We start from the raw sequence: 23365 nt of genomic DNA on the forward strand, positions 1-23365 counted from the left end.
AACTCAGGCGGTCTGGCCTGCGCTGCTTGGCGCAGCCTGCGCTGTGATCAGCGGCGAGCCTGCGCGCCGGCCACGCAGCCGGATCGCGACGCCGAACAGCGCCATCAGCACGATGGTCGCGGCCAGCCCGCTCATCAGCAGGTTGCGCTGGTTCGGCGTCAGGCCGAGCGGATCGAGGAAATGGCCCTTGTGCAGCAGGTTGAACAGCAGTGCCTGCGCCTGCTTCAGCTCTCCGTACGGGCCGCCAAGCTGCGCCGCGACCAGGCCGCTGCGCGTCTCGAAGTACCAGGTCTGGTTGGAAGGCCCTGTTGCACGCCAGACCGGCAGGCGCTTGTTGGCGAAGCCGTAGTCGCGATCGAAGCTGCTGACCAACACCGGTGCTTCGCTGATCTCCGCGCCGAATGCGCCGCTGGCGAGGCGCCGGGCGAGGGCTTCGTCACCACCATCGATCGCGCTGCCATCGGCAGCGCTCAGCCGAACTTCCGGCTTGGCGTCACGCAAGGCAACCACTTTCCAGACGGGCGCGCCGCCGAACACCGGCACGGCGATCGCTTCGCTCAGCGCACCGTCGCCAGCCTTGAACGGCAATGCCGACAGCTGCGCCGTGCTGATCGTTGGCGGCAGCGGTGCGGCTTGTCCCGGCAGCTCATCAGTCAGCAGCTTGAACAAACCGGTGGCTGGAAACAGCAGCGCCGGCAGCAGCGCGATCCAGGCCAGCCGGCGATGAAAACGGCGGCTGGTCTGCGCTCCACCACGACGCAGCAGCATCGCGGCACCGAACACCGTGGTGGCGAAGAACAGGCCGACCATCAGGCCGATCGCCGCTGGCCGCAGGTAAGGCACTTCGATGAAGCTCAGCGTGTGCAAGGTCTGGAACAGGCCCTGCCAGTAGCGCTTGCTGCTGCCGCTCAAAGTGCCGAGGCGATCGCCGCCGGTGTCGACATAGACCACCGTGCCGATGTCGTCCTCGAAGGCCACGGCCCAGACCGGCAGCAGGCGGTTGATCCAGGGATAGTCGCGCTCGAAGTGCTCGACCAACCAGGCATCGCGAACCGCCGCTGTCTGCTCGCCGCTGTAATGGCGCGCCAGTGCGATCGCCCGCGCGCGGTCGGCGTTGGCGATCGGGCTGCCGGTTTCGGCATCGAAGTAGACGCGTTCCGCCTTGCCCGCTGGCTGCACCTGCAAGGCTGCATGACCATCGACTGCGACATAGCGCAGCTGGCTGGCCTCGCTGATGCCGGCGGCTTCAAGCACCGCACTCGGTGCCTTGAATGCAGCCGCTTCGAAGCTCGCCTGCGGCGGCTGGAACGTCACCGGCTTCGGGCCGATGGCGACGATCAGTGGATGGATCGCGCCGCTGCTGGCCCAGACCACCGCCGTGATGGCGGCGATCCAGGCCAGCGCGCGGTGGCTGCGTCGCGTTGTGCTCATTTGCCGGCGGTCCAGGTGACGCCGGCGTAGACGGCGCGGCCGTCGCCGGTCAGGAACTGGCGCTGGTCGGTGCTGTTGGCATTGGCGATGACGCCGGTCGTGGTGACGTGCCTGGTGCCGGTCAGGTTGCGGCCGTCGACGTACCAGCTCCAGCGGCCGTCCTGGATCGCGCCGCCGATCTTGAAGCCGAGCAGCGCGTAGCCATCCGACGAGAACGTGTTGGCGTGGTCGATCCAGGTGCCCTGCGGAATCCATTCGACATTCGGCCCGGCGCTGAACCAGGCGCCCTTCCAGCTCAGATCGGCGCGATAGCTGTTCAGCGGCAGGCCGGCGAGGCGGTTGTTGCCGTAGGTGGGATCGTTGTCGAACTTGAAGTCGTTGAGCAGGTAGGCCTGACGCAGGGTCAGCTGGTACGGCAGCTTGATCGCCGCGGCCAGTTCGACGCCTTGATGGAGGGTCTTCGGCGCATTGATGGTGCCCAGCGGCTGGCCGTTCGGATCGTTGAGGCCGAGCAGTTCGTCACGCAGCCAGGCACGGTACAGCGCCACGTCCAGCGCCAGCCACTCGCGTTCGATGCGGCTGCCCACTTCCACCGTGGTGCCGCGCTGTGCGGCATTGACCGTGGTGATCTGACCGCCAGTCAACTCCGACAGGCTGGGCGGTTCGTAGGAGCGGCTGACATTGGCGAACACCTGGCTGCCGGTGTCGAGGTCGTAGCGCAGGCCGGCCTTCGGGCTGAACGCGCCATAGCTGTTCTTGAAGCTGTTGTCGGTGCTGCCGGTCGGCACGAAATTGTCCTCGCGCACCCGGCGGTCCCGCGAGCCCTGGGCACCGATGGCCAGCGCCAGCTGTGGCAGCACGTAGAACTGGTTCTCGGCGTACAGCTGCACCGAGCGGGCGCTCTGGTCCGAGGCATCGGTCTGCGCGCCATTCTGGCCACCGACGTTGGCGAAATCGGTTTCCTGGGTCTGGCCGTACACGTAGCGCGTGCCGATCACGACGCGGTTGCGATGGCCGAACAACTCGCGCGTGTTCTCGTACTTCAGGTTCAGGCCCAGGTCGTTGTTGTCCTGGTTGATGACCTGGAAGATCGGGTGGAACAGGCGCTTGTCGGCGTAGAAACCGGAGGCTTCGATGCGCTGCGTGTCGTCGAGCTGCCAGCTGGTCTTGTCGGCGATGCGGATCAGGCGGAAATCGCGCTTCTGGTCGCTGTTGATGTTCGCCGCATTGGCCTGGCTCGGCGTCGATTCGGCCTCGGCCTTGGTCAGGCTGCCCGGCAGTTCCGATTCGGTATTGACGAAGGTGAAGTACAGGCGGCTTTCCAGATTCGGCGCCAGCCGGATGCCGAGGTTGGAGAACAGCCGGTAGTTGTTCTGCTCGGCGTGGTCGCGGTAGCCGTCCGAATGCACGGCGCTGAGGCTGACATAGCCATCGACATTGCCGGTATGGCCGGCCAGCGCGGCCTGGGCGCGGCGGTACTCGAAGCTGCCGATCTCCAGACGCGCCGAGGCGGCGCGCGCGCTGTAGCCGGTCGGCGAGATGAAATTGATCGCGCCGCCGAGTGTGGTCGAGCCGAACTCCAGCGCGTTGGCACCGCGGTAGACCTCGATGTAGTTCGCCGACAAGGGTTCGACGGCCTGGAAGTCGAAACCACCGTCGGCCAGATTCACCGGCGAGCCGTCCTGCAGCAGGGTCAGGCCGCGGCCGTGGAAGGTGCGCTGAATGCCCGAGCCGCGCACCGACAGGCGCGATTCCTCGGCGCCGAACCGCGGCTGCACGAACACGCCGGGTGCGAAGCCCAGCGCATCCTGCACGCTGCTGGCGCGGCCGTTCTTGTAGCTCTCGGCATCGATCACCGCGGCACCGCCGGCGACCTGGTTGGTGCGGGCTGTGGCTTCGGCGATCGACGGCACGGTCAAGGTGCCGACGCTGTCGCCCTGGACCTTGACCTCGCCGAGCACGGTGATCGGTGTGCCGTCGTTGGCGGCGATTTCGACGCCGGCGGGGGCGTCCTGCTGGGCTGACACGGCCAACGGTGAGGCCAGGAACGGAACAGCAAACAGCGCCGCGGTGCGGTACTTGAAACGGAACATGCAAACACTCCAGTGCCTGCGCCACAGCGCAGGAGCCGGCTGCGCGAATGGCGCGCGCCAGCGGAACTCGCCCGGTCAGGGCGGACAGGAGATGCAGGTGGGCGCTTGCGCGGCGGACGGTTCCAGCCAGTGGCCCGCGCAGCCCTTGTTCAGGGCCGGCAGCAGCAAGGAATGGAACGGCGCAGCGGGAACGCTTCCCGGCATCGACGAACGAAACGACAGCCCTGCAACGCGCCCGGAGGGTTGGTCCCTGGGGCGCGCCGGATCAGGCCGTGTGCGTGTCGATGACGGCGGGTGGTGCGCGGGCCGGCGGCAGCCGGCGCTGGCTGGTCGAAGCCGTGCTGACGGCCGAGGCAGGACGGCCGAGGGTCGCCGCAGGAATGGCCAGCGCGAAGCTGGCCAGCGTGACCGGCAGCGCCGGGGCCACGGCGCCGGCGAACGGACAGCTCTGGTGCTCCGAGGCAATGCGATGCGCCTCGTGCTGCGCCGGATCATGGCCGGTGTGCATGCCGGCAGCGTGCATGTCGTGGGACATGCCAGCCATGCCGCCCGCCATATGTGCCATGCCGCGATGGGCAGCATGCGGATCGGCCGCATCGGCGGCCGCCATCGCCGCCATCATCGCGGCGTGATCGTGATGGCCCGCGTGCTGCTTGGCTGGCGGCACCAGTGCCGCACTGAGCGGACTGGCCGGGCAGATGATCAGCCAACGTCCGCCTTCCTCGCCGGTGCCGGTCCAGCCGGGCATGAAGCCGACTGGAATCAGGCTGCGCAGCACGACCGCACTCAGCGCCAGCCACAGCGCGAAGGAGTGCAATGCAGTGCGTGAGCGGAACATCGGCGTGGCGCGGACAGTAGTCAACGAATGGCCGCGCACGATAAGGCGTCTGCCGCTTTGCGGCAACGAACCGTCGGTGCTTATCTCATTCCGGAATATGCAGACTGCTGCAGCCGCAGCTCAGCGGGTGGGCCGCAGCCGCTTCAGCGCGCGGCTGAGATTGATCCGCGCCGGCTGGTCGAGCCGATCATGGAAGTGGCCGGTGAAGTACAGCCGCGGTTTCTCCAGAAAGCCGCGCAGCACCTGGCGCCGCCCGGCCACGTATTTCGAAAACGGCACCGCGTGGTACTCCTCGCGGATGTCAGCGTCGTAGCGGTCGAAGCGCGCTGGCGCGCTACCGAGAATGGCCAGATCGATATCAAGCAGCAGCGCTTCATCGGTGCTCTGCGGCTGGGCGTGGTGGCGGGTCGCCAGGATCATGCTGCGCACCCGGCCGATCGCCTCGCGATCACAGCCGGCGGCGGTCATCGTCCGCTCGGCGAGGTAGGCGCTGCGCAACTCGTTGCTGTCGCTGCCGGTGTCGTAGACGGCGTCGTGATACCAGATCGCCAGTTCGATCTCGCCGGGCCGTTCGGCCAGCGTTTCGACGTCATCGCCAGCCCTGAGGCATTCCTCGAGATGCTCCACCGTGTGATAGCGCCGATGCGGCTCGCGCCAGGCCTGGATCAGCGCCGCACCGGCATCCGCCGGCGGCTCCAGGCCAAGCTTCGTCCACAGCAGCCGCCAGCGTTCGGGCAGATCGAGGGTCGGCGCAGGAATGGCACTGAAGGACATGGCGGCATATTGCCGCGATTCGCCGCACTTCTCAGGCCGGACAGCGACGGATCAGCTCGTTGATGCCGGTCGCCAGCGCCGGGCCCTGGTCTTCCTGGATGAAATGGCTGCCCCGCAGTCGCTGGTGTGGCTGCCCCTGGGCGCCCGGAATGTGCCGGATCAAGACCTTGTCGGCGTGGCCGAGGATCGGGTCGCCCGCGCCGAACAGGCACAGGAAGGGTTTGTTCCAGTGGCCGAGCTGTGCCCAGGCCGCGCGGTTGGCCGGCACGGCGGGATCGGAGGGCTCGGTTGGCACTAGTCTCGGAAAGGCACGCGTGCCGGCCTTGTAGGCATCGGACGGAAACGGCGCGTCGTAGGCGGCGATCTCGGCCGGCGTCAGCGGGGTCTTGCATCCGGTGGCGACGATCCTGCCGATCGGAAACCATGGGGAGTGCACCGCGAAAGCGCGCCAGAGCTTGAACGCGAACGGTGCCGGGCTGTCGGCAGTCGGCAGAATGCCGTTGCCGACCACGATCCTCGCGAAGCGCGCCTCATGTTCGGCTGCAATCCGCAGGCCGAGCAGCGAGCCCCAGTCCTGGCAGAACAGTGTGATGCCGCGGAGGTCCAGCCTGCTGATGAACGTGACCAGCCAGTCGACGTGGCGCTGGTAACTGTAGTCGTCGATCGAGCTGAACTTGTCGGACTTGCCGAAGCCGATCAGGTCCGGCGCGATCACTCGATGGCCGGCCGCGACCAGCGGCGGAATCATCTTGCGATACAGATAGGACCAGGTGGGTTCGCCGTGCAGCAGCAGAACCACCTGTCCATCGCGCGGGCCTTCGTCGACGTAATGCATGCGCAGGCCGTCGTCGCCGATCACTTGATAGTGGGGTGTGTAGGGGTAGTCCGGCAGGTCGGCAAAGCGGCTGTCAGGGCTGCGCAGGATCGTCATCTCGGGGCGCTCGGAAAGGCTGCTGCCGGTTGGCGGCTGAAGGACCTTACTTGCCTTTCCAGACCGGCGCCCGCTTCTCCATGAACGCCTGCCCGCCTTCGCGCGCATCGGCGGACATCATCAGCCGGCCGCCGGCCTCCATGCTCAGCCGCGACAGTTCGGCGTCACTCTCGTCGATGCAGGACTTCAGCAGCTTGATGCTTTCGCCGATCGCCAGCGGCGCGTTCACCGCGATCGAGCGCGCCAGTTCGACGGCGCGTTCGATGACCTCATCCGCCGGTGCCAGCGCGTTGATCACGCCATGGCGATGCAGCAGTTCGGCGGCCATCGGCTCGCCGGTCAGGATCGCCTGGGCCGCGAGATTGCGCGGCAGCACTCTTGGCAGACGGGCAACGCCACCGGCGGCGGCGATGATGCCGCGCTTGACCTCGGGCAGGCCGAACTTGCTGTCATCGGCCGCCACGATCAGCTCGCAGGCCAGCGCCAGTTCGAAGCCGCCGCCGAGCGCCTGACCACGCACCGCGGCGATCCAGGGCTTGCGGCGCACGGCGTTGACGAAGCCGGCAAAGCCACCTTCGACGGCCATCAGCTCCTGCAGCGCGCGCGGGTTCGACATCGCCGACAGATCGAGCCCGGCGCAGAACACCTCCGGCCGCGACGACGCGAAGACGACGACGCGAATCTCCGGATCGGCCTCGGTGACCTTGATGATCTCGGCCACCGCGCGCGCCAGGCGAGCATTGACCGCATTCATCCGCAGCGGCCGGTTCAGGGTGACCACGGCGACGTAGCCATCGCGGCGTTCGAGCAGCACCGGGCTGCCGGGCGCGCCGACCGGCGGCAGATCGGCAGCCTCGAAGCTCCAGCGCATCTGCCCATCGACCAAGGCAATGCTGCCCGGCAAGCCGATCGGTTCGCGCGAGCCTTCGATCAGCAAGGCCTGGGCGCGCAGATCGCCAGCCGGAATGGCGGCGACGGTGCGCGCGCCGTCCGGCGTGCGGGCCACGATGGTGGCCAGTTGCGGATCGCCGCCGCCGTCGTACTTGACCAGATAGGACTCGACCGTCGCCGGGCCTTCGTAGCTGTCCAGCACCGCCGGCGCGAGCCCGCGCGCGGCATCGACTTCGGCCTGCAGATCGATATCCTGCGGCGGCTTGGCCGGAGGCCGCGTCGCCAATACGGCGGCGTGGTGCTTGGTGACATAGCCGCCGTTGCCGTAGAGCAGGCCGGTGTTCGCGTCGCCAGCACGCAGCTTGCGAACCATCGCGGTGATCGCGTGGCTCATGAAATCGCCGAGCGGGCCGCCGAAGAAACTCAGGCCGCCGGTGACGCTCGGCGCCACCTCGTTGCGCACCGGGCCGAGCGCGCGCAGCGCCAGCTTCGGAATGCAGGGGAAGCAGCTGTAGATCTCCATCGCATCGAGATCGCTGGCCTGCAAGCCATTGACGGCCAGGGTGCGCTGCAGCGCCGTCGCCATCGGCAGGCAGCTGCTGAAGTCCGGTCGGGACAGGAAATCGTCGATGTCGGTCGCGCCAGCGCCGGACCAGACGTAGATCAGCTTGTCCTCCGGCACGCCGGCCGCGAGTGCCGCGCCGCGCGAGGTGACGATGAGCGCCGCGCCCTGATTGACGAACAGCTGGGCGACCATGCGCTTTGGATAGGGATACGAGATCGGCCGGTTCTTCGAGGTCGGCGTCGCGATCTCCGCAGCGCTGTGGCCCTTGCGATCCCAGGCCAGCGGATTGTCGGCGGCGACCTCGGCGTAACGCGCCCACAGCTCGGCGGATTCGTTCTGCGCTTCAGTAGCGCTCTTGCCCCAGGCGGCACGAGTGGCGTTCTCGTACAGCGTGTAGACCTCGGTCGGGTCCTTGAGCCCGTAGCGGGCGGCGAGCTTGGTGACATAGGCCGAGCCATCGAGCATCGGCGCCGCTTTCAAAACCTTGGTCCAGCCATCCGGCTGCTTGCGCTGCATCGCCGCCGCCTTCACCGAGCCGAAAGCCTCGGCACCGCAGATCATCACCGTGCCGGTTGCGCCGTTTGCGATCGCGACCGCGGCCTGCATCAGATAACGCACTGGCGAATCGCCGCTGATGCCTTCGGTCGGAATCACCATCGGCTTGATGCCCAGGGTTTCGGAGACCAGACCGGGCAGATCCTCATAGGGCCAGGTCAGCTGCGGCACCACGTAAAGCTGATCGACCTTCGCAAGCCAGCCGCCCCCTGCGTCTTGATCGGCGAGACGCGCGGCCTGCTCGATCAGGCGCATCGGCTCATGGCCGGACTGGCCCTTCTCCGGGCGATCGGTGATGTCGCCGACACCGATGATTACCGGCAGGCTGTCGAGGTTTTGCATGCTTGCTCCGAAGGATCGCGAACTGAAAAAGCGCTGAAGCCGCGATCATGCCGAAGGTGGGGGCGGTAAGTCTGGTAACCGTTTCCCCTCTCCCCGCCAGAAGCATGCTTCTGGCCCTCTCCCGCAAGGGGAGAGGGGAGACCTGCAGCCAGCGCGGAACCCATAGCCCTCTCCCCTCGCGGGAGAGGGTTGGGAGAGGGGGGGCGGCTGACGACTAAGTCAAGAAGTGAGAGCGTGCCCGATGGCGGCTAATTGTCGGCTGTAGCGGTTGGCCGTCCGGCAAACAAACGTTCAAGTCCGCAACTAATCTCCGCAAGTCGACGACCCGCAGTTAGCGTCCTGCCACTAAGCCCAAACCACCCCCTCCCGCCGCCCCACCCAAGCCTCGAATGACGCCCCATAAAGTGCCTCCAGCGCCGACCGCTTGACCTTGAACGTCGGCGTCACCAGGCCGTTGTCGACAGTCCAGGCGTCTGGCACGACGATCAGGCAGTCGAGGCGCTCGTGGGGATCGAGTTGGGTGTTGACCTGTTCGCGCAGTGCGGCCAGCGATGCGGTGATCGCGGCGCGGCCGGATTCGTCGTTGCGCTGGTCGGCGACGGCGGGGGACAGCATCAGCAATGCGAACGGTTGCGGGTAGCCGAGGCCGGCGACGCAGACGGCTTCGATGTGCGGGTGCGCGCCGAGTCGGTTCTCGATGCCGGCCGGGGCCACGTACTTGCCCTTGGCGGTCTTGAATGCTTCCTTGGCGCGGCCGGTGATGCGGAAGTAGCCATCAGCGTCGATGTCGCCGACATCGCCGGTGCGGAGGTAGCCGTCCGGTGTGACGGCTTCGGCGGTTTTCGCGGGCTCGCGGAAGTAGCCGAGCATCATGCCCGGGCTCTTGACCAGCACTTCGCGGTTGGCGGGATCGATGCGCACTTCGACCTCGTCCGCGGGCTGGCCGACATAGCCGATGCGAGCGCGCCCACGCCGGGTGATGTGCGAGATCGCCATGTTCTCGGTCATGCCGTAGACCTCGAGCAGTTCCAGCCCGAGATCGCGATACCAGTGGTGCATGTCCGGTGGAATCGGCGCGGCGCCGGACATTGCGACTCGCGCGGCGTCGAGGCCGAGCTGGCTGAGGATCTGCTGGCGCACGGCCGGGCCCTTGACCGGATCGGCCAGCATCGCGGCGAGGGTGGCTTGCGGAATCTTCGCGTTGACGCCTTGGCGAAACTTGGTCCACAGCCGGGGCACGGAGAAGAAGAACGTCGGCCGGGCGCGCTGCAGATCGGCGGCGAAAGTGTCCAGCCCCTGCGAGAACCAGACCCGGCAACCGCTGGCCAGCGAATGCAGTTCGGAGGCGACGCGATCGGCGACATGGGCCAGCGGCAGGTAGGAGATCAGCCGATCGTCGCGGCTGGTACCGAACACCGTGGTCAGCAGCTTCGCGGAGGCGACCAGGCTGGCAAAGCTGTGCATCACGCCTTTCGGGGTGCCGGTGGTGCCGGAGGTGTAGATGATCGTCGCCAGTTCGTCGATGCGGCGCGGCGTTACCTGGGTCAACGGCGGCGTGGCAGCGATGATCGCGTCCCATTCGGTAACCGGAGCGCCAGCAATCGGCGGTGCCGCGTTGGGCAGATGGATGACCGGCAGGCCGTCCGGGATGCCGCCGCACATGGCGTCGCGATCATCGGAATCGAGCTTGCCGAGGAACAGCGCCTTGGCTTCGGAGTGGTCGAGCACGTAGCGCACCGAGCTGCCGGTCAGCGATGGGTAGATCGGCACGGACACATGGCCGGCCATCCAGATCGCGTAATCGGCGAGAAACCACCAGGCGCTGTTCTTCGACAGCAAGGCGATGCGCGAACCCGGTTCCCAAGCCTGTGCAAGCAGGTGCGCAGCCATACGCTGCGCTTCGGCCTGCGCTTGCGCCCAGGTCCAGTCGCGGCACTCGCCATTGGCCAGTGGCTGGCTCAGGTGGATCGCCTCGGGCGTGGTCTGCGCCCAGTGGGCGAGCAGGCTCAACGGCAGGTAATCACTTTTCTGGGCGGTATCGGCTTTGACGTCGGACAAGCGTTTCTCCTCGAAAAACGGTGGCCGCGGTCTTGGCCGGCGGCATCGGATGGTCGGGCGATGATGCCGAGGCAGGCCGGTACAGGGAAGGTGCGAAACGGACATCGGCAGAGGATTCCGGACTGCGTTCGTCGGGCCCAGCCATACGGTGACGAATGGCGGCTGGTACGTCAGCCGCTTATTTTTTAAGCTTGAACAGTTATTCAATAACAAGCAGCGCCGGACGCTGGGCCCCGAAGCATCGCGCTAGCGCGGAATGAGGGCCGCCACGATCCGCTTTCCAGGCAGCACCACGCGAGGAGTTCCGTCCATGAGCACTGTCGTTTCCTATCTTCCGACCGCGAACGCCGCGCCGTCCGCCTCGCAGTTCCAGTCCCAGGTCAGCGAGACCGAGATCCGCCAGGTGTTCGAGGCCCAGCGCGCCACCGCCTTGCGGCTGCGCACCTCGACGCTCGACGAGCGTCTGGCCAAGATCAAGAAGCTCAAGGACGCGGTGCTCGCGCACAGCGCGGAAATCATTGCCGCCGGTGCTGCCGACTTCAAGAAGCCGCCAGCCGAAGTCGATCTGACCGAAGTGCTGCCAGTGGTCGCCGAAGCCAATGACGCGATGCGCGGCCTGAAGAAGTGGATGAAGCCGATGTCGGTCTGGCCATCGCGCATGACCTTCGGCCTCAGTGGCTGGGTGCAGTACGAGCCGAAGGGCCGCACCCTGATCATCTCGCCGTGGAACTACCCGGTGAACCTGACCTTCTGCCCGCTGATCTCGGCGCTCGCCGCCGGCAACACGGCGATCCTGAAGCCGTCGGAAATGACGCCGCATCTATCGGCGGTGATGGTCAAGATCGTCAAGGAAAACTTCAGCCCGGACGAAGTGGCGATCTTCGAAGGCGATGCCGCTGTCTCCAGCGCGCTGCTGGCGCTGCCCTTCGACCACATCTTCTTCACCGGCTCGCCGGCGATCGGCAAGGTGGTGATGGCCGCCGCCGCCAAGCATCTGACCAGCGTCACCCTGGAACTGGGCGGCAAGAGCCCGACCATCGTCGACGCCACGGCGGATCTGAAGCTCGCCGCGCAGAACATCCTCTGGGGCAAGTTCACCAACAACGGCCAGACCTGCATCGCGCCGGATCACATCTACGTGCACGCCTCGGTCAAGGACGAGTTCGTGCGCCAGTGCAAGGCAGTGCTCGAAACCAGCTACGGCGCCGATGCCGCCAGCCAGCAGCAGAGCCCGTTCCTCGCCCGCATCGTCAACACTCGGCACACGGCGCGTATCCGCGGCCTGCTCGATGACGCCACCGCCAAGGGCGCCACGGTGCTCACCGGCGGCAAGGTCGACGAAAGCGACTGCTACATCGCGCCGACGCTGATCGACAACATCCCGGCCGACGCCAAGATCATGTCCGAGGAAATCTTCGGGCCGCTGCTGCCGATCATCCCGTTCAACCAGATCGACGACGTGATCGACCGCATCAACGCCGATCCGAAGCCGCTGGCGCTGTACGTCTGGAGCAAGCACGAGCCGACCATCAACGCAGTGCTGAAGAAGACCTCGGCCGGCGGCACCTGCATCAACCACACGGTGGTGCACTTCCTGCACGGCAACCTGCCGTTCGGCGGCGTCAACAACTCCGGCATCGGCCGCGCCCACGGCCATTACGGCTTCAAGGATTTCTCGCACGAACGCGCCGTGATCCGCACGCGCATCATGCTGGCCAAGATGTTCTTCCCGCCGTACACCGACAGGATGCGCAAGATCGTCAGCCTGTTGATGAAGACGGTCTGAACCAAACGCCCGCTGCACAGTCTTTCCGGAGCCAATGAACCGCCGAATCGCCATCTCGCTGCTGACCATCCTCGCCCTGCTCTGGCAGGGTGCGGTGTCGGCTGCGATGGCGCCGGCGATGCTGGCGATGGCGTCAAAGGCGCCGGTCTCGGTTCACGAGACCACGCCGATGAAGCACTGCCACGATATGGCCGGCATGCAGGACTCGGCTACTGCCGATGAAACACCTGCTCCGGCCAAGTCTTCCTGCTGCGATGCCGGCGCTCACTGCCTGTGCGCGGCGGCTTGCGGCAGCGCGGCGCTGCCGATGCCGGTACTCGCGCTGAACCTGTTGCCTGCTCCTGCGTCACTGCCTGCCGCGATGACCTCGGTCATCGCCGACGCAGCGCCGCCTCACCCGTTCCGACCTCCGATCGCTACCGCCGTCTGACGCTGATTCCGCGCCGGATTTCTTCCGGCGTGCGTTGCGCTGATTGCGGAGCCGTCCATGTCTCACCCTCTGTTGCCGCGTGCCTGGTGCACGCTTGCCACCCTGCTGTTCGGGCTGGCTGCGCTGCCTGTCGCTGCGCTCGAAGTTTCTGAACCGCCGCCTGCCGAGGTGCTGACGCTCGATGCCGCGCGACGCATCGCCGTCGATCATCAGCCGATGCTCGAAGCACAGGCGCTGGCGATCGATGCCGCGCGCGAATCGGCAGTCGCCGCGCGGCAGCTGCCTGATCCTCAGCTCAAGGGCGGCGTCAGCGATCTGACCATCACCGGCGATCACGTCGGCACCCTCACCCGGCAAAACGACACCCAGTTCACCGTCGGCATTGCGCAGGCCTTTCCGCGTGCCGACAAGCGCCGGCTGCGCGGCGAGCGCATCGACGCCGAAGCCGGGCTGGCCGAGCGCCAGCTGCGCAAGGACGGCTTGAGCATCGAGCGCGATGTCGGCCTTGCCTGGCTCGATGTCTGGAAGCCGCTGCAGGCGCTGACCCTGGCGCGCGCCAGTGAGCGCGAAGCGCAATTGCAGCTTGATGCGTTGCGCATCGCCTATCGCAATGGCCGCAGCGCGCAGGCTGATGTCCGTGCCGCCACCGTCGCGCTGGAACTGCTGCGTGACCAGATCGCCAAGCTCGAACAGGACGGTTATCACGCACGCGGTGCGCTGTCCCGCTGGCTCGGCGAGGCGGCTTACGCGCCGCTGCCGGCTGGCACGCCTGTGTTCCCGGAACCGCCGCCACTCGGCGCGATGCTGGAAGCGCTGCGCCGCCATCCGCATGTCGATATCGCTGCCGCCGAAGTGGAAGTGGCGGCCGCCGACGTGGCACTGGCGAAGCAGGCCTACCGGCCGGATTTCAGCGTCGAAGTCGGCTACGGCCATCGGCCCGCATTCAGCGATTACATCAACCTGCAGGTCGGCATCGATCTGCCGGTATTCACTGCCAATCGCCAGGATCGCGGCCTTGCTGCGCGGCAAGCCGAGCTGGCGCGCGCCGAAGCGCTGCGCGAAGACAGCTGGCGCGAACACGCCGCCGAGCTGCGCCTGAACCACTGGGACTGGACCCTGCTCGGCCAGCGCCTGAGCCGTTACGACGAAACCATCCTGCCCGAAGCCGATGCCCGCATCGAAGCGGCGCGTCTCGCCTGGGCGGCCGGCAGCGGCAGTCTCGCCGCCGTGCTCGAAGCTCGTCGCGCGGCGCTCGACATGCGGCTGAGCCGTCTCGATCTCGAAACCGACCGCAGCCGCCACGCGCTGGCGCTGCGCTACCTCGGCGCCACTGCCGACACCTACGCCGCAGGAGCCCACTGATGAACCGTTCCCTGAATCGCTCCTTGCTCCTTGGCCTGGCGGCGCTTGCCGTCATCGCTGTCTTCGCCGCGTTCCTGTTCCGACCAAGCAAACAAGTGGAGCCCGCCGAGCAGACCGCCACCGAACCTCAGCCGCTTTACTGGTATGACCCGATGGTGCCGGAGAGCCATTTCGACAAACCTGGCAAATCGCCGTTCATGGACATGCAACTGGTGCCGAAGTACGTCGATGCGCCAGCGGAACCCGGTTCGGCGCAGGACGCTGACGGCGCCTTCCGCATCGATCCGAGAGTGGTGCAGAACCTGGGCGTGCGGCTGGCGACGGTCGAGCGGCAGGCGCTGACGCAGCGGCTGCTTGCAGCCGGCGTGATCACCGTCGACGAGCACCGCATCGAAGCCGTGCAGGTTCGTGCGGCCGGCTGGGTCGAGCAGCTGGCGGTGCGCGCGGTCGGTGATCCGGTGCGGCGCGGCCAATTGCTGGCGTCGGTCTATTCGCCGGAATTGCTCGCCGCGCAGGATGAATTCCTGCTCGCGCAGCGCAGCGGCGACGCCAGCCTGAAGGACGCTTCCCGCGCCCGACTCGCGCTGTTCGGACTCGGCGATGCACAGATTCGCCGGATCGCCGCGCGCGGTCAGGCCGAGCGCCGAGTCGAGTACGTCGCCAGCAATGACGGCTACGTGATGGAACTCGGCGCACGCCAGGGCGCGATGCTCAGCCCGGGCATCACCCTGTTCCAGATCGCCAGTCTGGACACCGTCTGGCTGGCCGCGGAACTACCGGAAGCGCAGGGCGCAGCGATCAAGCCCGGAGATGCGGCCAGCGCCAGCGTCGCCGCCGTTCCGGGCGAAGCCTTCGCCGGCAAGGTCGAATACGTCTACCCGGAACTGAGCGGCGCAACCCGCACCGTGAAGCTGCGCATCGCGCTGCAGAATCCCGGCGCGCGTCTGCGGCCCGGCATGTACGCGACCGTGCAGCTTGAAGGTGCGGCGCGTGCCGAAGCGCTGACTGTGCCAACCGAAGCGGTGATCCGCACCGGCACGCGCAGCGTCGTGCTGATCGCCGAAGACGAGGCGCGCTTCCGGCCAGTGGCCGTGCGTACCGGCGTCGAGGTCGGCGAACGCATCGAAGTGCTCGAAGGCTTGAGCGAAGGGCAGCAGGTGGTGGCCAGCGGACAGTTCCTGATCGATTCGGAAGCGAGTCTGCGCGGGGCGCTGGATCGGTTGTCGGCACCTGCTGCCGAGTCACCGCAGCCAATGCTTGATCCGCACTCCGGCCACGAAGGCCATCAAGGCCATCAGCCATGATCGCCGCGATCATCCGCTGGTCGATCAGCAACCGCGTGCTGGTGCTGATGGTCACTGCACTGCTGGCGCTATGGGGCACGCGCGCCGCGCTGACCACGCCGCTCGACGCAATTCCAGACCTCAGCGACACCCAGGTGATCATCCGCACCAACTGGCCCGGACAGGCGCCGCAGGTGGTCGAGGATCAGGTCACTTATCCGCTGACCACGACGATGCTGTCGGTGCCCGGCGCGCGTACGGTGCGCGGCTATTCGATGTTCGGCGATTCCTTCGTCTACGTGATCTTCGATGACGCCACCGATCTCTACTGGGCGCGTTCGCGAGTGCTGGAATATCTCAATCAGGTCAGCGGACGCCTGCCTGCCGCCGCACGGCCGACGCTGGGCCCGGATGCCACCGGCGTCGGCTGGATCTACGAGTACGCACTGGTCGATCGCAGCAATCGCCTGGACATCTCGCAGCTGCGCGCGATTCAGGACTGGTTCCTGAAGTACGAGCTGAAGAGCGTCGAGAACGTCGCCGAAGTGGCCAGCGTCGGCGGCCTGGTCAAGCAGTACCAGATCGTCCTCGATCCGGATCGCCTGCGCGCCACCAGTACCACCATCAGCACCGTGATCGACGCCGTGCGCGCCAGCAACAACGAAGCCGGCGGCTCGGTGCTGGAGCTGGGCGAAGTCGAATATGCCGTGCGCGCCAGCGGCTATCTGAAGACGCTCGACGACTTCCGCGCGATACCCGTTGGCCTCGGCGCCGCCGGTGTGCCGGTGCTGCTCGGCGATGTCGCCCGCGTGCAGATCGGCCCCGAGCTGCGGCGTGGTGTTTCCGAGCTGGACGGCCAGGGCGAAGCGGTCGGCGGCATCATCGTCATGCGTTCCGGCAAGAACGCGCTGGCGACCATCCGCGCCGTGCGCGCCAAGCTCGAAAGCCTGAAACCGGGCTTGCCGGCAGGGGTCGAGATCGTGCCGACCTATGATCGTTCCGAGCTGATCCTGAACTCGGTCGGCACGCTGCAGACGCGGCTGATCGAGGAGATGATCGTCGTCGCCCTGGTCTGCGCGCTGTTCCTGTTTCATCTGCGCTCGGCGCTGGTCGCGATCGTCAGCCTGCCGCTCGGCATTCTCGCCGCGTTCGCGGTGATGAAGGCGCAGGGCCTCAACGCCAACATCATGTCGCTCGGCGGCATCGCCATCGCCATCGGCGCGATGGTCGACGCGGCGGTGGTGATGATCGAGAACGCCCACAAACATCTCGAGCACGCTGGCCGCAGCGAGACGCTGAGCTTCGAGGAGCGGGTGAAGATCATCACCGCGTCGGCTGTGGAAGTCGGCCCGGCGCTGTTCTTCTGTCTCTTGATCATCACCCTGAGCTTCGTGCCGGTGTTCACGCTCGAAGCGCAGGAAGGCAAGCTGTTCGGCCCGCTGGCGCTGACCAAGACCTATGCGATGGCGGCAGCCGCGGGCTTGTCGGTGACCTTGATTCCGGTGCTGATGCTGCTGTTCATCCGCGGCCGGATTCCGGACGAACAGCGCAATCCGCTGAATCGGGTGCTGATCGCCGTGTACCGGCCGGCACTCGCTTTCGTGCTGCGTCATCCGGTGGCGACCTTCGTCGCATCGGGTCTGCTGATGCTGTCGGCATTGATCCCGATCACGCGGCTCGGCACCGAATTCATGCCGCCGCTGATCGAGGGCGATCTGCTGTACATGCCGTCGGCCTTGCCGGGCCTGTCGACGGACAAGGCCTCGCAGCTGATGCAGCAGACCGATCGGCTGATCATGCAATTCCCGGAAGTGGAGCGCGTATTCGGCAAGGCCGGGCGTGCCGAGTCGGCCACCGATCCGGCCGGGCTGGAAATGTTCGAGACGACGATCCGCTTCAAGCCGCGCAGCGCTTGGCCGGACGCTGGTAAATCGCAGGACGTGCTGATCGACGAGTTGAACGCCGCACTGGCGATTCCGGGCCTCGCGAATCTCTGGGTGCAGCCGATCCGCAACCGCATCGACATGCTGTCCACCGGCATCAAGAGCCCGGTCGGCGTGAAGATCGCCGGCGCTGATCTGAAGGTCATCGAGCAGATCGGTACCCAGATCGAAACCCTGTTGAAGGACGTGCCCGGCACTCGCTCGGTCTATGCCGAACGAGTGCGCGGTGGGCGCTACATCGACGTTCGGCCAGATCGGTTGAAGGCGGCGCGGCTGGGCCTGTCGATCGCCGATGTGCAACAAGTCGTGACCCTGGCGATCGGCGGCGAGAATATCGGCGAGACCATCGAAGGCCGGCAGCGTTTCCCGATCAACCTCCGTTATCCGCGCGAACTGCGCGATTCGGTGGCCGCCTTGCGTGTGCTGCCGATCGTCACCCAGGCGGGAGCGACGATCACGCTCGGCGAAGTCGCCGAGATCGCCATCAGCGATGGCCCGCCGCAGTTGAAGAGCGAGAACGCGCGACTCAACGGCTGGGTCTATGTCGACATTGCAACTGGCATAGGGGGCCGCGACCTGGGCGGCTACGTCCACGACGCCCAGGCGCTGGTCGCCGCGAAGCTGAAGCTGCCGGCTGGTTATTCGGTGGCCTGGTCTGGGCAGTTCGAATATCTGGAGCGAGCCGAGAAGCGCCTGCAGCTGGTGGTGCCGTTCACCTTGTTCATCATCCTGATCCTGCTGTATCTGACCTTCCGCAGCTTCGTGCCGGCGTTGCTGATCATGGCGACCTTGCCGTTCGCGCTGGTTGGCGGGCTTTGGCTGCTGCTGGCGCTCGGCTACAACCTGTCGATCGCCTCCGCCGTCGGCTTCATCGCGCTGGCCGGTGTGGCGGCCGAGTTCGGCGTGATCATGCTGATCTACCTCGATCAGGCGATCGCCAGACGCGGTGCCTCGTTGACGCGAGCCAGCCTGATCGAAGCCATCGAGGAAGGCGCAGTGCTGCGTGTGCGGCCGAAAGCGATGACTGTCGCAGTGATCGTCGCCGGCCTGCTGCCGATCCTGATCGGTGGCGGCACCGGTTCGGAAGTGATGCGGCGGATCGCGGCGCCGATGGTCGGCGGCATGATTTCGGCGCCGTTGCTGTCGTTGTTCGTGCTGCCGGCCGCGTATCTGCTGCTGCGCGGACGCCGGCTCGTGGCGTGATCGGTGGTTGCATCGCCAGAGCAGCCACTGGCTCGAATTGCCGCCGATCACGAACCTGGGTGACTATCGCCACCTGTCACGGTCAGGGATGCAAGTGAACATGCGAGCTATGCCGATCCTGCTGCTGGCTGCGCTCCTGCTGTCGTCGGGAAACGCGCTGGCCATCGGGGCCATCGTTCACCTGCAGGGTGCCGAAGGTGATCGCGAGGCTTTCTTCGCCGATGTGCGGGTGATCTCGAATCGCACGCCGATGGACCAGATCTTTGGCCCGATCGCCGTCAAGGAGATCGACGTCACGGCTGTCTACGAAAGCGCCGCGAAGCCCGAATGGGTGACCATGCACCTGCAGTTCGAGTGCCCGGCCGAGCTTGCGCTCGACCCGAAGAACAAGCCGACGCCGCTCAAGGCGGGCGACCCAGTCAAGTTCCGCATCGGCGAGAACAGCTATCTGGTGCGACGCATCGACCTGAAGCCCGAGCCGATGGCCGCCAGCGACTGGAAGACCTCGGACGCGCCGATGCTGATGAAAGCCGGCCGCATTGCCTGCAATGCTGACGCGTTCGAACAGGCGATCCGCAAGTCGATGCGCAAGCCGCCGGCCGCGTTCGACGAGGCCGGTTTCGGCAAGGCCATCGCCAAGTTTGATCTGCCGTCTGACCTGATGCTGATCGGCTACAACCAGGCCAACGACTTCCTCGATTTCGCCTGGACCTCGCTGTGGTGGAAGGTGGTGCTCGATGGCAAGCGTCCGGATCCGAGCGGCAAGTGGTCGACAGCGCCGACACCGGAAGAGAAGGAGGCTGCGATCAAGCGGCTCGAAGCGCTGCGCAAGGAGGCCGAGCCGGCACTGGCCGAAGCGCGCAAGAGCATGGAGGCGAACCTGAGCCGCATGCAGGCAGAGTTCGAGTTCCAGGACCGTGCCGCGAGCCTGCGCAAGAACCGCCCGCGCAACAAGCTGGAAGACAAGCTGATTCCGACCTGGGTCGGCCGCCCCGAAGACGAAGTGGTGTCGGCGATGGGCAATCCGCGCCTCAACGAAGCCGGCAACCAGCGCTTCCTCCAGTACCAGCGGGTGTTCGACAACACCGCGCAGGTCGTCGACATGAAGAGCGGTGCCACCTGGGAGGAAGGCAATTACTCCGAGTGCAACGTCGAATTCATCACCATGCGCGACAAGCAGGACGCCTGGCGGGTCGCCGACGTCCGGGTCTGGATCGACCAGAACGCGCTCGGCAATGGCCGGGCCTGGTGCGACAGCTTGCTCAAGGCGCCGAACTAGATCGGCTCAGCTTCTTCACGCAATGGAAGGCTCAAGACGATGACATCCCATTCGGTCCGCGCAGCACTCGCCATCGCTGCCGCGTCGACACTGCTACCCGCCGCCGTGCAGGCCGCAACCGCTTGTCCGAAAGGCATGACGGTGGCCAGCGACGGCAAGAGCTGCACTGCCGATCAGGCCTCGGCGAGCAGCGCCGCCGGATCTTTCGACGTGCTCGGCAACATCATGGATACGACGAAAAAAGAGATCAACGCCAAGCAGGCGGTGGAGACCAGCAAGCAGGAATTGCTGTCCAGCGACGCTCGCAAGAAATACGAGGATGGCTATTGGCAGCACTTCCAGGCGTTCTCGGGCGCCAAGCCCGGCGAATACTGCGCGGCGATGTTCGCCCGGCAAGGCATGAGCGTCACGGTGCTCGGCCCCGGCGGCGATTATCGCGGCGCGCTGATGATCTTCTCGGCGCTCGACGACAGCGAATTCCCGAAGTCCGCGAAGCCAACGATCATTCCGGTCACGCTCAAGCAGGGCAGCGATCCGGCGGCGACGGTGCGCGTCTTCAACTTCAACATCGGCCAGTGGCAGACGCCGATCCTGGCCTTCGCCGTGCCGACCATCGACGCCGCCCTGCAGGGCATGGACGACAAGCTGGACTTCCATCTCGAGCAGGAGGGCAAGGCTATCGGCAGCATCGAGTGGCATTCCGGGCACGCCGCGCGAGATGAGTTGAAGCAGTGCCTGGCCAGCCGCTAGCGCCTCGCCGCAGTCGCTGCACTAGACTCGTCCCATGAACACTCCTAGCCCCGACAACAGCCGCTGGCCCTACGTTCGCGATGTGCTGGTGTTCCAGCTGAAGCTGGTGCTCGGCAACCTGCTGAATGTGGTGTTGCTGCCGGTGTCGATCATCGCCGCCGTTTATTCGCTGCTAACCAGGAAGGGCGGTCGCCTGGGCACGCCGTTCTACGAGGTGCTCGACGTCGCCCGCGATCTCGAAGAACGGATCAACATCTACGGCGCGATCGGCGGCTATCACGCCACCGGCCCTTCATCGAGCCGGGCCAGCGCGCACATCGGCGATGTCACGGTTGACGATGTGGTTCGCAAGGTCGAGGACGTGATCGTTCGCGAGTTCAGCGCGGGCGGCACGGCAGCGAGTGCGAAGGCCGCGGTCAGTCGTGTGCTCGACGAGATTCGCAACCGCAAGCGCTGAGCATGTCGTCCACGGACCACGAAGCCGCGCTGAGCGCTGACGCCGATCGCGTCTTCGATCCGGAAACCTATGTCCACGGCGTACCGTTCGAGGCGCTGGCGCGGCTGCGCCGCGAGCGGCCGGTGGTCTGGGTCGACGAGAAGCCGCTGCACGGCTGGTCCGGCGGGCCGGGTTTCTGGCTGGTGCTGCGCCATGCCGATGTCGAAGCGGTGATGAATCAGCCGCAGCGGTTTTCATCGCAACTCGGTGGCACCCAGATCCGCGATCCAGCGACACCGGAAGCGCTGCGCTACGTCCAGCAGATGATGCTGAACATGGACCCGCCGCAGCACACGCGGCTGCGCCGTCTGCTGGCGCGGGCGTTCACCTCGAAAGCGCTGACCCAGCTGGACAGCCGCATTCGCGAGCACGCGCGGATGCTGGTCGAGCGGGTGGTCGGCGCTGCCGACCATGGCCGCTGCGATTTCGCCAAGGACATCGGCGCCGATCTGCCTTTGCTGGCGCTGGCCGACATCCTCGGCATGCCGGCGGAAGACCGGATGCTGCTGTTCGACTGGTCGAACCGGGTGATCGGTTATCAGGACCCGGACTACGCCAGTTCCTCGGCCTTCGATCTCGCCAGCGGTTCGGCGATGGCGCGCGAAGCGCTGCGGCTGCGGCCCTTGCCGGACGCCGACGGCCGCCTGCCGGATCCGCGCACCCGCGAAGGCCTGCCCGATCTCTACGCCTACGCGCACCTGCTGGCCGAGCACAAGCAGCGCACGCCGGGCGACGATCTGATGTCGCTGCTGCTGGCGGCACGCGATGACGACGGTACAAAGCTCAGCCTCGAAGAATTCGAGAACCTGTTCTGGCTGTTCGCGGTCGCCGGCAATGAAACCCTGCGCAACGGCATTCCCGGCGCCTGCATCGGCCTGATCGAACATCCCGAGCTGCAGGCGCGGCTGCGCGCCGAACCGGCGCTGCTGCCGAAAGCGATCGACGAGCTGCTGCGCTGGTGGACGCCGGTGATGACTTTTCGTCGTACCGCGATCGAAGACTGCGTGCTCGGCGGTGCTGCGATCCGCGCCGGCGACAAGGTGGTGGTGTCGTTCCTGTCGGCCAATCACGATGAAGCCGTGTTTGCCGATCCCGCGCGGCCCGATCCGCTGCGCACGCCGAACCCGCATCTGGTATTCGGCTACGGGCCGCATTTCTGCCTCGGCGCGCAGCTCGCCCGCATGCAGATGCGCGCGCTGTTTGCCGAGGTGCTGGCGCGGATGGGCTGCATCGAAGCCGATGGTGCGCCGGCCTTCCTGCGTTCGAATTTCCAGCGCGGCGTGAAGCGCCTGCCGGTGAAATGGCGGCGGGTTTGAGCCGCTAGGCTTTCAGCGGCGCCGGTTCACCGCAACGCTCGCCGCAGGCCACCTGCTCGATCTGCACCGTGGCGTGCACATCACCGAACCGCGCCTTGAGCTGCTGCAGGATCGCGCCGAGCGCGGCATCGCGATCGGTGCCTTCGGCGAGCACCGCGTGCAGGGTCATCACCGGATGCTTGTCGGTCAGCGACCAGGCGTGCAGATGGTGAATGCCGGTGACGCCGGGCACGGCATCAGCAAGTTCATGCGCCAGAGCGTCGGGATCGAGATCGCGCGGTGCGCCTTCGAGCAGGATGTGGGCGGATTCCTTCGTCACCCGCCAGCCGCTGCGGACGATCAGCAGCGCCACGAACGCCGACAGGATCGGATCGATCGGCACCCAGCCGGTCAGCATGATCACCACGGCGGCGGCCATTGCGGCAGCCGAGCCGAGCAGATCGCTGAGCACGTGCAGCAGCGCGCCTCTGAGGTTCAGCGAATCCTCGCCATCACGCAGGATCAGGAACGACAGCAGGTTGGCGGCGAAACCCAGTGCTGCAACGATCAGCATCGTCTCGCCGACCACCGGATGCGGCGTGATCAGGCGCTGTACCGATTCGAAGATGATCCAGACGCTCAAGCCCAGCAAGGCCAGGCCGTTGACGAACGCCGCCAGCACCTCGTGACGGGCGCGGCCGTAGGAGAACAGCGCGTCAGCCGGCCGTTTGGCGATGCGCAGCGCGATCAGCGCCAGCAGCAGCGAGGCAGAGTCGGTGAGCATGTGCACGGCGTCGGCGATCAGCGCCAGCGAGCCGGAAATCACGCCGCCAGCAACCTCGACGACCATGAACAGCGCCGTGATCACCAGCGCCCAGGTCAGCCGCGTTTCGTTGCTGCTGCCGTGATGGTGATGCCCATGCCGATGATCGTGGTCATGGCTCTTGGCCTTCGCCGGCTTGTGACTGTGCGCCGCGCCGTGATCGTGCGAGTCGTGGCCATGATCGTGCTCATGATCATGGTCATGCTGGTCGTGGCGCTGGCTCATGGTCGCTGGCTG

The 23365-nt window shown here is 66.5% G+C and carries 17 protein-coding genes; 9 read left to right on the forward strand and 8 right to left on the reverse strand.

Features of this window, described 5'->3' with window-relative positions; genetic code table 11:
* Positions 1 to 3 precede the first annotated feature (3 nt).
* The 7 genes from G513_RS0111175 to G513_RS0111205 form a co-directional block, all read right to left on the reverse strand.
* Complete coding sequence (locus tag G513_RS0111175; protein ID WP_022976932.1) at positions 4 to 1431, reverse strand: hypothetical protein; 1428 nt, start codon at positions 1429 to 1431, stop codon at positions 4 to 6.
* A complete protein-coding gene (locus tag G513_RS0111180) occupies positions 1428 to 3524 on the reverse strand; it encodes a TonB-dependent receptor family protein (protein WP_022976933.1) in 2097 nt (698 codons plus the stop codon). The genes G513_RS0111175 and G513_RS0111180 overlap by 4 nt, the downstream gene beginning before the upstream one ends.
* 265 nt (positions 3525 to 3789) lie before the next feature.
* Positions 3790 to 4362, reverse strand: coding sequence for a hypothetical protein (locus tag G513_RS0111185; protein WP_022976934.1), 573 nt, complete (start codon positions 4360 to 4362; stop codon positions 3790 to 3792).
* A 120-nt stretch (positions 4363 to 4482) separates the two neighbouring features.
* On the reverse strand, positions 4483 to 5136 hold the full coding sequence (locus G513_RS0111190) for an HD domain-containing protein (protein WP_022976935.1): 654 nt from the start codon (positions 5134 to 5136) through the stop codon (positions 4483 to 4485).
* A 31-nt stretch (positions 5137 to 5167) separates the two neighbouring features.
* Positions 5168 to 6067 carry a haloalkane dehalogenase gene (locus tag G513_RS0111195; protein WP_022976936.1) on the reverse strand — a complete coding sequence of 300 codons (900 nt, stop codon included), beginning with the start codon at positions 6065 to 6067 and terminating at the stop codon, positions 5168 to 5170.
* Positions 6068 to 6113: 46 nt separating this feature from the next.
* Positions 6114 to 8420 carry an enoyl-CoA hydratase-related protein gene (locus G513_RS0111200; protein ID WP_022976937.1) on the reverse strand — a complete coding sequence of 769 codons (2307 nt, stop codon included), beginning with the start codon at positions 8418 to 8420 and terminating at the stop codon, positions 6114 to 6116.
* A 345-nt stretch (positions 8421 to 8765) separates the two neighbouring features.
* Positions 8766 to 10478 (reverse strand): AMP-binding protein, encoded by a 1713-nt coding sequence (locus G513_RS0111205; protein ID WP_022976938.1) that lies wholly within the window; start codon positions 10476 to 10478, stop codon positions 8766 to 8768.
* A 310-nt stretch (positions 10479 to 10788) separates the two neighbouring features.
* On the opposite strand from G513_RS0111205, the gene G513_RS0111210 reads away from it, so the two are divergent.
* From G513_RS0111210 to G513_RS0111250, 9 genes are all read left to right on the forward strand, one after another.
* On the forward strand, positions 10789 to 12264 hold the full coding sequence (locus G513_RS0111210) for an aldehyde dehydrogenase family protein (protein ID WP_022976939.1): 1476 nt from the start codon (positions 10789 to 10791) through the stop codon (positions 12262 to 12264).
* Positions 12265 to 12298: 34 nt separating this feature from the next.
* On the forward strand, positions 12299 to 12694 hold the full coding sequence (locus tag G513_RS0111215; protein WP_022976940.1) for a CopL family metal-binding regulatory protein: 396 nt from the start codon (positions 12299 to 12301) through the stop codon (positions 12692 to 12694).
* 57 nt (positions 12695 to 12751) lie between these two features.
* Entirely contained in the window at positions 12752 to 14056 is a 1305-nt protein-coding gene (locus G513_RS0111220) for a TolC family protein (RefSeq protein ID WP_084711461.1), read from the forward strand.
* Positions 14056 to 15360 carry an efflux RND transporter periplasmic adaptor subunit gene (locus tag G513_RS22605; RefSeq protein ID WP_022976942.1) on the forward strand — a complete coding sequence of 435 codons (1305 nt, stop codon included), beginning with the start codon at positions 14056 to 14058 and terminating at the stop codon, positions 15358 to 15360. Before G513_RS0111220 ends, G513_RS22605 begins: the two co-directional genes overlap by 1 nt.
* On the forward strand, positions 15357 to 18485 hold the full coding sequence (locus G513_RS22610; protein WP_022976943.1) for an efflux RND transporter permease subunit: 3129 nt from the start codon (positions 15357 to 15359) through the stop codon (positions 18483 to 18485). Before G513_RS22605 ends, G513_RS22610 begins: the two co-directional genes overlap by 4 nt.
* Before the next feature lie 94 nt (positions 18486 to 18579).
* Positions 18580 to 19764, forward strand: a complete 1185-nt coding sequence (locus tag G513_RS0111235) for a hypothetical protein (protein WP_156891552.1) — start codon at positions 18580 to 18582, stop codon at positions 19762 to 19764.
* Positions 19765 to 19803: 39 nt separating this feature from the next.
* Complete coding sequence (locus tag G513_RS24905) at positions 19804 to 20514, forward strand: hypothetical protein (RefSeq protein ID WP_022976945.1); 711 nt, start codon at positions 19804 to 19806, stop codon at positions 20512 to 20514.
* A gap of 34 nt (positions 20515 to 20548) precedes the next feature.
* On the forward strand, positions 20549 to 20971 hold the full coding sequence (locus G513_RS0111245) for a hypothetical protein (RefSeq protein WP_022976946.1): 423 nt from the start codon (positions 20549 to 20551) through the stop codon (positions 20969 to 20971).
* Between the two features lie 2 nt (positions 20972 to 20973).
* On the forward strand, positions 20974 to 22326 hold the full coding sequence (locus G513_RS0111250; protein WP_022976947.1) for a cytochrome P450: 1353 nt from the start codon (positions 20974 to 20976) through the stop codon (positions 22324 to 22326).
* 4 nt (positions 22327 to 22330) lie between these two features.
* Here G513_RS0111250 and G513_RS22620 read toward each other — a convergent pair whose 3' ends face one another.
* Positions 22331 to 23353, reverse strand: coding sequence for a cation diffusion facilitator family transporter (locus tag G513_RS22620; RefSeq protein ID WP_022976948.1), 1023 nt, complete (start codon positions 23351 to 23353; stop codon positions 22331 to 22333).
* Between the last annotated feature and the right edge of the window lie 12 nt (positions 23354 to 23365).

It is taken from the genome of Nevskia ramosa DSM 11499 (genome assembly GCF_000420645.1).
Taxonomy (GTDB): Bacteria; Pseudomonadota; Gammaproteobacteria; order Nevskiales; family Nevskiaceae; genus Nevskia; species Nevskia ramosa.